11 protein-coding genes are annotated in these 9789 nt (G+C 58.1%); 7 read left to right on the top strand and 4 right to left on the bottom strand.

From position 1 onward, the window contains the following. Window positions 1-69: 69 nt before the first annotated feature. Together BHQ40_RS22725 and relB are read right to left on the bottom strand one after the other, a co-directional pair. A complete protein-coding gene (locus BHQ40_RS22725; RefSeq protein ID WP_139139438.1) occupies window positions 70-345 on the bottom strand; it encodes a type II toxin-antitoxin system RelE/ParE family toxin in 276 nt (91 codons plus the stop codon). Further along, window positions 345-521: a type II toxin-antitoxin system RelB family antitoxin gene (gene relB, locus BHQ40_RS22720; protein WP_070158036.1), complete on the bottom strand. Its 177-nt coding sequence runs from the start codon at window positions 519-521 to the stop codon at window positions 345-347. Before relB ends, BHQ40_RS22725 begins: the two co-directional genes overlap by 1 nt. Window positions 522-699: 178 nt before the next feature. Between relB and BHQ40_RS25420 the strand changes: the two genes are divergently transcribed. After that, window positions 700-1962, top strand: a complete 1263-nt coding sequence (locus BHQ40_RS25420; protein WP_083277115.1) for an NACHT domain-containing protein — start codon at window positions 700-702, stop codon at window positions 1960-1962. A 44-nt stretch (window positions 1963-2006) separates the two neighbouring features. Further along, window positions 2007-2570 (top strand): hypothetical protein, encoded by a 564-nt coding sequence (locus BHQ40_RS25910; protein WP_139139437.1) that lies wholly within the window; start codon window positions 2007-2009, stop codon window positions 2568-2570. Window positions 2571-2611: 41 nt separating this feature from the next. On the opposite strand, the gene uvrA is transcribed toward BHQ40_RS25910, so the two are convergent. Beyond that, complete coding sequence (gene uvrA, locus BHQ40_RS22715) at window positions 2612-5614, bottom strand: excinuclease ABC subunit UvrA (protein WP_070158035.1); 3003 nt, start codon at window positions 5612-5614, stop codon at window positions 2612-2614. Between the two features lie 354 nt (window positions 5615-5968). Between uvrA and BHQ40_RS22710 the strand changes: the two genes are divergently transcribed. From BHQ40_RS22710 to BHQ40_RS22695, 4 genes are all read left to right on the top strand, one after another. Further along, window positions 5969-6349, top strand: coding sequence for a Crp/Fnr family transcriptional regulator (locus BHQ40_RS22710; protein WP_070158034.1), 381 nt, complete (start codon window positions 5969-5971; stop codon window positions 6347-6349). A gap of 9 nt (window positions 6350-6358) precedes the next feature. Then, the gene (locus BHQ40_RS22705) at window positions 6359-6685 is read left to right on the top strand and encodes a Crp/Fnr family transcriptional regulator (protein WP_139139436.1); all 327 of its coding nucleotides are present in this window, start codon (window positions 6359-6361) and stop codon (window positions 6683-6685) included. A 106-nt stretch (window positions 6686-6791) separates the two neighbouring features. Further along, on the top strand, window positions 6792-7391 hold the full coding sequence (locus BHQ40_RS25415) for a response regulator (RefSeq protein ID WP_083277114.1): 600 nt from the start codon (window positions 6792-6794) through the stop codon (window positions 7389-7391). Then, complete coding sequence (locus tag BHQ40_RS22695) at window positions 7306-7578, top strand: PilZ domain-containing protein (RefSeq protein ID WP_253183453.1); 273 nt, start codon at window positions 7306-7308, stop codon at window positions 7576-7578. The genes BHQ40_RS25415 and BHQ40_RS22695 overlap by 86 nt, the downstream gene beginning before the upstream one ends. A 13-nt stretch (window positions 7579-7591) precedes the next feature. Here the strand turns inward: BHQ40_RS22695 and BHQ40_RS22690 are convergent, their stop codons facing one another. Next, window positions 7592-8725 (bottom strand): epoxide hydrolase family protein, encoded by a 1134-nt coding sequence (locus tag BHQ40_RS22690; RefSeq protein ID WP_070158030.1) that lies wholly within the window; start codon window positions 8723-8725, stop codon window positions 7592-7594. Window positions 8726-8988: 263 nt separating this feature from the next. Between BHQ40_RS22690 and BHQ40_RS22685 the strand changes: the two genes are divergently transcribed. Beyond that, window positions 8989-9789: PQQ-dependent sugar dehydrogenase (locus BHQ40_RS22685; protein WP_139139435.1), on the top strand; the 801-nt coding region annotated here is incomplete at its 3' end.

Below are 9789 nucleotides of genomic sequence, written 5' to 3'. Positions count from 1 at the left end.
ATCGCAAAGACGCAGGTGGACAGGATAGGTATGCGATTTTTGGGGGTGTAGGACAGGGGGTGGGAGGCGTCAGGGGTATTGCTGGCGGGTGTGTTTGACGGCGAGTATTTCTATGGCGTGGGCGGCAACGCGATAGACGAGAATATAATTGGGCGTGACGAGGGCTTCGCGTGTGCCGGGCACGCGGCCTGTGCGATACATATAGGGATGGTTGGGTAGCTGGCCGGCAGTATGGCGGATGGCCTCTCCGATCCGCCCGGCGGCGGACGGGTTCTGAACCTCTATGAAGTCTAGTATGTTCTCAAGATCATCGAGCGCCTCCGGGTGCCAGATGAGCGCCAGCATCAGAGCTGTTTTCGCCGGTCAATGATGGCCTGCATCCGCGCCATAACTTCGTCATGGGGGATGCCCGGCTTGTCCGACGCCATCCGCGCCTCGACAGTGGCCCGGAACCACGCGTCATAGGCTTCCGCTTCCTCGGTCGTCGCGAATTCGGACTCGATGGGGGTAAGCTTGGTCATTTTAAGAGCATATAACTTTTGCAGGCAGCAGCAAGGACAATAGAGCATTTTTGATCTGCCAAAATGGATATAATAAATTATACTATAATATCAACATTGTGAGAAATATTGGGTCATTTGGAATTAGACATCCGAGATCATCTCCTAAAATTTGGTCTTCGATGATCTTGGAGGAAACATGACAGGAATAGAAACGGCTTTCGCTATCGCTGCCGCTAAGGAGAGCGCTAAACCGGCTGGACGCCTTTTATCAGCGGTAGGTCGTCGCCGATACGACGCGATAAATGTAAAATATACTAACGCTTTCCAAGATCATATGGATCAAGTTATAAGGAAAACTTCATCGGTCAAAAACTTAATTTATAAAGATCAATCAGCAAATATAAAAGAAAAATATGTTAATATAGAATTTATGCAAAATGACAGAAAAGTTTCAGACTTATCAGTCGTAGAAGGCCTTAAAAATGGGCAAAAGTTCATAGTTTCTGGCACCGCTGGGGCCGGAAAAACAATGTTTATGAAATGGTGCTCTCTCGAATTAATTAGTAGCATTATAAATCATCAACTAATTCCTTTATTCCTAGAATTAAGAGAAATAGGAATTAAAGATGATACTGAAAATTTTTGTGAATTTCTTTTCAAAAACACGTCATCAATAAAAAATAAAGCTACATATAATCAGTTTCTAGAAGGCATAAAATCTGGTATTTTTGTGATAATTCTTGATGCTGTCGATGAAATAAATAACGAAATAAGAGATGATGTCTTAAAAAGCATTAGAAAAATGGCCAGCGCGATGCCTGATGTTGGTATGATTGTCTCTACCCGTCCCGAGCCTCGCATAGAATCCATACCGGAATTTTCAGTATTAAAAACGTTGCCGATGAGCCTAAGTCAAATTGTGCAGGTTTTAGATAAGGTAGACTATAACAACGATGTTAAGCAAAAACTCATAGCAGAGTTGAAATCTGGACTATATAAGAAACATAAGAGCTTTCTATCAAATCCATTATTGGCAACGATAATGTTATTAACATATGATCAAACGGCGGAGATACCGACAAAAGTAACCTCGTTCTATAAACAGGCATTTGAAACGCTATATCAAAGGCATGACGCTACCAAGGGCGTTTATAAACGAGGTCATTACGCCGGTCTGCCAATGGATGAATATGAAAGGATATTTTCAGCATTCTGTTATCGGTCATATGCAAATTCAAAATTTGAATTTTCTGATGGAGAGCTTGGAAAGCTTTTCAGAGATGCTGTAGCATATTGTCAAATGGATGTAGAGGCAGATTTAGTTGTCAAAGATTCTATGGAATCGGTTTGTTTAATCCAGAAAGAAGGTCTCGATAACGTTTTTGCGCATAGATCTTTTCAAGAATATTTTACTGCCATATTTGTCTCATTATATAGGGGGCTGACGTTTATCAAATAATAGATAGGGTCGCTGAACGAGGGCATTCTGAAAATGTTTTAGAAATGTTATATGAAATAGATCAGGAAATTTTAGAAAAGAATTACATTTTGCCAAAACTGTCCGAGTGGATGAAATTAGTTGGTAAATTAAACCTAGAATCTGCTAGCGGAATGTCAAAATTTCTAACAGCAACTTTCGATAGCTTTGATATCTCCGCCAGAGATGGGCATATTGCCAGTTATAGAGTAAATAATGGCAAAGCTTGTATGTTTTTTAGCAGAATAGATAGCATATATTCTGAAGCTAGGATCCATGAATATTTTTTTGAAGACGGAAGATCATCAATATTTGGTGATATAAATAAATTTATAAGAGAAGAAAAATCAAAATGTGAAGTCATTAAGATAATAAGAGAGAAATTACGTTCGCGAAATCGTGAAGATGATGAGTTTGTTAGAGTGGATGGAGGAATTTCCCGATGCAATTGGCTAATAAAAACTGAAATGCCGAAGAGGCTTGAAAATATCAGAAAATCTATAAGTGCATTACATAAGAAAATATCTGATAACGAGGTATCTAGGGCGAAGGTTTCAAGGGATATAATGGCTCCCTTGTCATTTGATTGAGCAAGTATGCAGCATGTTATCAAAACCTTTGTTGTTTGGGATCACTCCGCCGCCACACTCTCCAACCCCAGCAGCGGCGCCAGATAATGCCCCGTGAATGACCGCGGCTCCTTTGCCACCTTTTCCGGCGTGCCTTCCGCGATCACTTCGCCGCCCTTCACGCCGCCTTCCGGTCCCATGTCGATGATCCAGTCGGCGGTCTTGATGACGTCGAGATTATGTTCGATCACGACCACGCTGTTGCCCTGTTCGACGAGGGCGTGGAGGACTTCCAGCAGCTTGCGGACATCCTCGAAATGCAGGCCGGTGGTGGGTTCGTCGAGGATGTAGAGGGTGTTGCCGGTGGCGCGGCGGGAGAGTTCCTTGGCGAGTTTCACGCGCTGGGCCTCGCCGCCCGACAGGGTGGTCGCCTGCTGGCCGACCTTGACATAGCCGAGGCCGACTTCGGCCAGCATCGCCATCTTGTCGCGGATCGGGGGCACGGCCTTGAAGAATTCCACCGCATCCTCGACCGTCATGTCCAGCACGTCGGCGATGCTCTTGCCCTTGAACTTCACCTCCAGCGTCTCGCGGTTGTAGCGCGCGCCGTGGCACACGTCGCAGGTGACGTAGACGTCGGGGAGGAAGTGCATCTCTATCTTCAGCACGCCGTCGCCCTGGCACGCCTCGCACCGGCCGCCCTTCACGTTGAAGCTGAAGCGGCCGGGCTTGTAGCCGCGCGCCTGCGCTTCGGGGAGGCCCGCGAACCAGTCGCGGATGTTGGTGAAGGCGCCGGTATAGGTGGCGGGGTTGGAGCGCGGGGTGCGGCCGATGGGCGACTGGTCGATGTCGATCACCTTGTCGCAATGTTCCAGGCCCGTCACCTTGTCATGCGCGCCGGCGATGATGCGCGCGCCGTTCAGCGCACGGGCCGACGCGGCGTAGAGCGTGTCGATGGTGAAGCTGGACTTGCCCGATCCGCTGACGCCGGTGATGCAGGTGAAGGTGCCGAGCGGGATGCTGGCCGTGACGCCGCGCAGATTGTTGGCGCGGGCGTTGTGGACGGTCAGCTTCTTGCCGGAGCCCTTGCGGCGCTTGGGCGGCACATCGATGCGGCGGGTGCCGTTCAGATAATCGGCGGTGACGCTGTCCTTGTGCGCCAGCAGTTCGGGCAGGGTGCCCTGCGCGACGATGCTGCCGCCGTGGACGCCCGCGCCCGGCCCCATGTCGACGATATAGTCGGCGGTGCGGATCGCATCCTCGTCATGCTCGACGACGATGACGGTGTTGCCGAGGTCGCGCAGGCGCTTGAGGGTGATGAGCAGCCGGTCATTGTCCCGCTGGTGCAGGCCGATGCTGGGCTCGTCGAGCACGTAGAGCACGCCGGAGAGGCCGGAGCCGATCTGCGACGCGAGGCGGATGCGCTGGCTCTCGCCGCCCGACAGGGTGCCGGAGGTGCGGTCGAGGTTCAGATAGTCGAGGCCGACATTGTTGAGGAAGCCGAGCCGCTCGACGATCTCCTTCAGGATGGCCTTGGCGATCTGGTTCTGCTGATCGTTGAGCTGCGCGGGGAGGGTGGAGAAGAAGCCGAGCGCGTCCACCACCGAGCGGCGGGTGGAGATGGAGATGTCCTCGCCTGCGATCTTCACCGCGCGGGCCTCCGGCTTCAGGCGCGCGCCTTCGCAGGTCTCGCAGGGCTGGGCGGTCTGATACTTGCCAAGCTCCTCGCGCATCCAGGCGCTTTCGGTCTGGAGCATGCGGCGGTTGAGATTGCCGATGACGCCCTCGAACGGCTTCTTGACCTCATAGGACTTTTTGCCGTCGACGAAGCGCAGGGTGACGGGCTTGCCCCCGGTGCCGTGCAGGATGATGAGCTGAACCTCGCCGGGCAGGTCCTTCCACGGGGTGTCGAGGGAGAAGCCGAACTCCTTCGCCAGCGAGGCGAGCACCTGCATATAATAGGGGCTGGGCGGGTTGGACTTGGCCCAGGGGACGATCGCGCCCTTCTTGAGCGAAAGGTCCTCATTGGGGACGACGAGCTGCTGGTCGAACTCCAGCTTCTCGCCGAGGCCATCGCAGGCGGGGCAGGCGCCCTGGGGGGCGTTGAAGGAGAAGAGGCGGGGCTCGATCTCCGGAATGGTGAAGCCGGAGACGGGGCAGGCGAATTTTTCGGAAAAGACGATGCGGTTGGCGGGGATGCCGGTGTTTTTCATGCCTTTCTTAAGCCCCTCCCCTTCAGGGGAGGGGTTTGGGGTGGGGGGTGTCCCCAAACGCTGCGTCTCCTCGACAGGCCCCACCCCCGGCCCCTCCCCTGAAGGGGAGGGGAGTTTGAGGTCCGCGACCGTCCCATCGGCCAGATCCACATAGGCCAACCCATCGGCCAGCTTCAGCGCCGCCTCGAAGCTTTCCGCGAGGCGCGTGGACATGTCGGCCTTTACGGCCAGGCGGTCGACGACCACCTCGATGTCATGCTTATATTTCTTGTCGAGGGCGGGGGCGTCCTCGATCGGGTAGAGTTCGCCGTCGATGCGGACGCGGGTGAAGCCCGCCTTCTGCCATTCGGCCAGCTCCTTGCGATATTCGCCCTTCCGCCCGCGCACCACGGGGGCGAGCAGGTAGAAGCGCGTCCCTTCCGGCAGGGTCATCACGCGGTCGACCATCTGGCTGACCGTCTGCGCGCTGATGGGGAGGCCCGTCACGGGCGAATAGGGGATGCCGACCCGCGCCCAGAGCAGGCGCATATAGTCGTAAATCTCGGTCACGGTGGCGACGGTGGAGCGCGGATTGCGGCTGGTCGTCTTTTGCTCGATGCTGATCGCGGGGGACAGGCCGTCAATATGCTCGACGTCCGGCTTCTGCATCATCTCAAGGAACTGGCGCGCATAGGCGGAGAGGGACTCCACATAGCGCCGCTGCCCCTCGGCATAGATGGTGTCGAAGGCGAGCGAGGATTTGCCCGACCCCGAAAGCCCCGTGATGACGATCAGGCTGTCGCGGGGCAGGTCGACGTCCACGCCCTTGAGATTATGTTCGCGCGCGCCGCGCACGGATATGTGGGTCAGCATTCGGAACACCGATGCTTTTTAATGTGAGTCAGCATGGAGAGACTTGTTCCAGATTTGTTCTATCGGGGCAAGGGGGCAGAACCGGCATATGGGAGCTTTTGCCGCAGGCGCAATGCGCACCGGCGGAGAAGGGCACCGGGCGGGCCGAATGTCTGAAATCAGACAATGGCTTTTTCACGCGGCACGCCATTCTATCCTGTCCGCGCTGGACCGGTGAGATTGCTACAGCCTTTCGGGTCGCTCCGACGCAACCGGTCCGGCAACCCCGCAATGGAAGATATATAGCGGCCCGGCCGCGGAACTTTCGGTCTGCCCCGTCAGTCCTGTTCCTTTGGGCATCACCGGACCCGCACCATGCAAAGCAGCACCAACCTTGTCCTGACGGCGCTTGAGCCGGCCGATGCGGAGCGGCTTTCCCTGCAGATGGAGAAGGCCACGTTCGCGCGGGGCGCGTGCATCCTGCATGCGCACCGGCCGATCGAGCATATCCATTTCGTCGAGGACGGCATCGCCTCCATGCTGTCCACCCGGACCGGCGAGCGGCGCGCCGAGGTCGCCCTGATCGGCCGGGACGGGCTGTGCGGGACGGCGGGCCTGATGATGGCGGAGCATGCCGCGCATGATGTGGTGGTGCAGGTGGATGACGCCCGGACCGTCCGGGTGCCCCTGAACGCGCTGCTTGACCTGATGGCGCAAAGCGCGTCGCTGCGGCGCGTGCTGTTGCGCTATGTCTAGGCGCTGTTCGTGCAGGTCGGATCGAACGCCATGGCCAACCTGTCCGACCGGCTGGACGTGCGGCTCGCCCGCTGGCTGCTGATGTGCCACGACCGGGTGGACGGCGACATGATCCATATCACCCATGACTATATGGCCGTGATGCTGGGCACGCATCGCAGCGCGGTGACGAGCGCATTGCATGTGCTGGAGGGCGAAAGGATGATCCAGACGGAGCGCGGCTCTGTCAGGATCGTCGATCGGCCACGGCTGGAGACGGCCGCGCAGGACACATATGGTCTGGCCGAGGCGGAATATCGCCGGCTGGTCGCTCCCTTCGGCAAATCCCCCGCCTGATCCGCCCGCGCGATGATCGCACCGAAATGGATTGTCTAAAACCAGACTATTGGTTTTAGGGCATTTTTCTTCGCGCTAGCCTGTCTCCACCTCGGAGAACAGGCCAATGGGTCAGCTCAATATTCTATGTGTCGATGATGAGGAGGTCATTCGCGATATCGCGACATTCGCCCTCCAGTTGGACCGGGGCATCTCCGTCAGCACGGCTTCGAACAGTTGCAGCGCCCTCACTCTGCTTACCGCGCCCCAGACGGTTTTTCACGCCATCCTGCTGGACGTGCATCTCTGCGAGGAGAGCGGCGTGCTTCTCCTTGAGGATATTCGCGCCCTGCCGCAGCATCGCGCGACGCCGGTTATCGTCCTGACCGGCAATATATGGAGCGAGCGGGTGGCGCAGTGCCGCCGCCTGGGCGCGCTGGACGCCATCGCCAAACCCTTCGACCCCATGGACGCTGGCCGCAGATGTGCGGCGGCTGATCATGGCGTCCGGCGCGGGCGCTGGCGCGGAGAGATGGGGCGGGGTGGCGTAACCGGGGACAGCAGGAGAACAGGGAATGGGAGAGAGTTCCGCACGCGAAGGCAGGATCGGTCAAAGGGTCGGCAGGCGATTTCCAACACGGATCGCGTCAGTCATATCCTCTGGCGATTATCAGGTTTTCGGGGTGATCGAAGATATATCGAGGCACGGGGCCAAGCTGGTCACTGAATATCCGGAAAGGCTTGGCCGGCGCGTCGCGATACGGGGCGTGGCGCTGGACGTGGCCGGGACGATCATGTGGCGCAGTGGCGACAGATGCGGCATCCGGTTCGATGCGCCGATCGATCCGGTGGAGGTGGCACGCCGCAACGCATTGCTGCAATCCGAACCGCACGCAATGCCCAGAGCGCTTTGAAACCGGCGGGGCGTCACCGCACCATGCGGAAGCAGGTCCTGATTTCCTCGACGAAGCTGGCGGGTTGTTCGAAGGCGGCGAAGTGGCCGCCCTTTTCCGGTTCGCTCCAGTGGATGAGGTTGCGGTGCAGGCGCTCCACCCAGCGGCGGGAGGGGCGGAGCACTTCCTTGGGATAGAGGGTGACGCCGGCGGGAAGGCTGGTGACGCCGAGCGTGGCGGCGTCCAGCATGCTTTCCCAATAGAGCCGGGCGGCCGAGGCGCCGGTGCCGGGCAGCCAGTAGAGCATGATATTGTCGAGGATTTCGTCGCGGGTCAGCACCGCCCCGATGTCGCCGTCCACCCATGCGGTCAGCTTCTCGTAGATCCAGGCGGCCTGGAACAGCGGGGAGTCGACAAGGCCGTAGCCGACCGTCTGGGGCCGGGTGCGCTGGAGCATGGAATAGCCCGACCCGTCGGCCATGAAATGGTCGAAGGCAGCGGCGCTGGCGGCTTCCTCCCTGGTCCAGTCCGCCTGCTCCTGCGGGTTGGGGAAGGCGAGCGGCATGTTCAGGTGGATCGCCAGGCATTCCGGCGGATGGATGACCCCGATGGCCGTGGTGACCAGCGACCCCCAATCCCCGCCCTGCGCGACGAAACGGTCATAGCCGAGCCGCTTCATGAGCGCGATCCAGCAGCGGGCGATGCGTTGCACGCCCCATCCGGCCTTTTCCGGGATGCCGGAAAAGCCGTGTCCGGGCAGGGAGGGAATGACGACATGGAAGGCGTCTGCCGCATCGCCGCCATGCGCGACGGGATCAGTGAGCGGGCCGATGACTTTGAGAAATTCGATGACCGATCCCGGCCAGCCATGCGTCAGGATGAGCGGCATGGCGTCCGGGTGCGGCGACTTCACATGCAGGAAATGGATGTCGAGATCGTCTATCCGCGTGCGATATTGGCCGAGGGCGTTGAGCCGCGCCTCGCACCGGCGCCAGTCATAGCCATCGGCCCAATAGGCGCACAGGCTCTGCAGACCGTCGCGCTGAACGCCCTGGGAGGCATCGCCGACTGTCTCGCGCTCCGGCCAACGCGCGTTGCGCAGGCGGGCGCGCAGATCGTCCAGAGCGCTTTCGGGGATGGCGAGGCGGTACGGCTCTATGGCGGGCATGACAGTCGTTCAGCCTTATTTGCATGCAATATTGCGATTTACTGCCGGTAATTTCGAGTAGGCGCAATATTTTTTGGATGTGTGCATGCATGTTCGTGAGGCGAGATGCGCCCTGCAACGGCTCGCCCCTTCCTTAAAGAAAAAAGCAGCAAAGTTGATTGTTTTCCAAAGAGGATAACGCATACTCCGATTCGGATTCTCGCTTTGTGTGGCGGGCATCGGGTTGAGCTTGAAAAGAGCCGGCTGTGACAGGAGAGGTGAGTGTGAAAAGCGCGTCAATACAGCATGACAATGGACATTCTCGCCGGAGCTGGGCGCTTGCGGCCGCGTCGGCCCTCGCCATGGCCGGCATGGCGCTTACGGCATGTACGCCCGGGCCGGCCACGGAAAAGCAGGCTGTAGCAGAACCCGGTCACTGGGCCGAACAGTTGATCGAGGGACTGGATCACCCCTGGGCGATGACATGGCTGCCCAATGGCGACATGCTGATCACCGAGCGGCCGGGGCGGCTGCGCGTCGTGCGCAACGGCGTGCTGGACCCCAAGCCGATCGAGGGCACGCCCGAAGTGCTGAACACCAGCATCTTCGACGGGCTGCTGGATGTGAAGCCGGACCCGGATTTCGCGTCCAACCAGACGCTGTTCTTCACCTTCGTCACCGGGACCGACAGCGCCCGCACCGGATCCATCCTGAAAGCGCGGCTGGATGGCCACACGCTGGTCGACCAGAAAGTGATCTTCAGCACGTCCGCGCCAGCCCCTCCGGGCGGCCCCAGCATCATGCGCATCCTGTTCATGCCGGACAAGACGATGCTGGTCGGCGTCGGATCAGGCGGTCAGGGCAGTCGCGGCATGGTCCAGCGGCTGGACAATCAGTCGGGCAAGATCATCCACCTGAACCGGGACGGCAGCGCGGTCGCCAATGGGCCGTTCAGCAAGGAGCCGGGCGCCCGGCCGGAGCTGTGGGCCATCGGCTTCCGCAATTCGGCGGGCATCGCGCTTGGCTCCGACGGCAATGTCTGGACCATCGACATCGGGCCGAAGGGCGGCGACGAGCTTAACCTG

Origin of the sequence: Sphingobium phenoxybenzoativorans, from assembly GCF_001757355.1 — a bacterium.
Taxonomy (GTDB): Bacteria; Pseudomonadota; Alphaproteobacteria; order Sphingomonadales; family Sphingomonadaceae; genus Sphingobium; species Sphingobium phenoxybenzoativorans.
This window is presented reverse-complemented; position numbering and strand designations above follow the sequence as displayed.

Excerpts from the sequence above, each read along its gene's own strand:
- BHQ40_RS22725 (WP_139139438.1), bottom strand. The coding sequence starts at position 345 with ATGCTGGCGCTCATCTGGCACCCGGAGGCGCTCGATGATCTTGAGAAC.
- relB (WP_070158036.1), bottom strand. The coding sequence starts at position 521 with ATGACCAAGCTTACCCCCATCGAGTCCGAATTCGCGACGACCGAGGAA.
- BHQ40_RS25420 (WP_083277115.1), top strand. The coding sequence starts at position 700 with ATGACAGGAATAGAAACGGCTTTCGCTATCGCTGCCGCTAAGGAGAGC.
- BHQ40_RS25910 (WP_139139437.1), top strand. The coding sequence starts at position 2,007 with ATGTTATATGAAATAGATCAGGAAATTTTAGAAAAGAATTACATTTTG.
- uvrA (WP_070158035.1), bottom strand. The coding sequence starts at position 5,614 with ATGCTGACCCACATATCCGTGCGCGGCGCGCGCGAACATAATCTCAAG.
- BHQ40_RS22710 (WP_070158034.1), top strand. The coding sequence starts at position 5,969 with ATGCAAAGCAGCACCAACCTTGTCCTGACGGCGCTTGAGCCGGCCGAT.
- BHQ40_RS25415 (WP_083277114.1), top strand. The coding sequence starts at position 6,792 with ATGGGTCAGCTCAATATTCTATGTGTCGATGATGAGGAGGTCATTCGC.
- BHQ40_RS22690 (WP_070158030.1), bottom strand. The coding sequence starts at position 8,725 with ATGCCCGCCATAGAGCCGTACCGCCTCGCCATCCCCGAAAGCGCTCTG.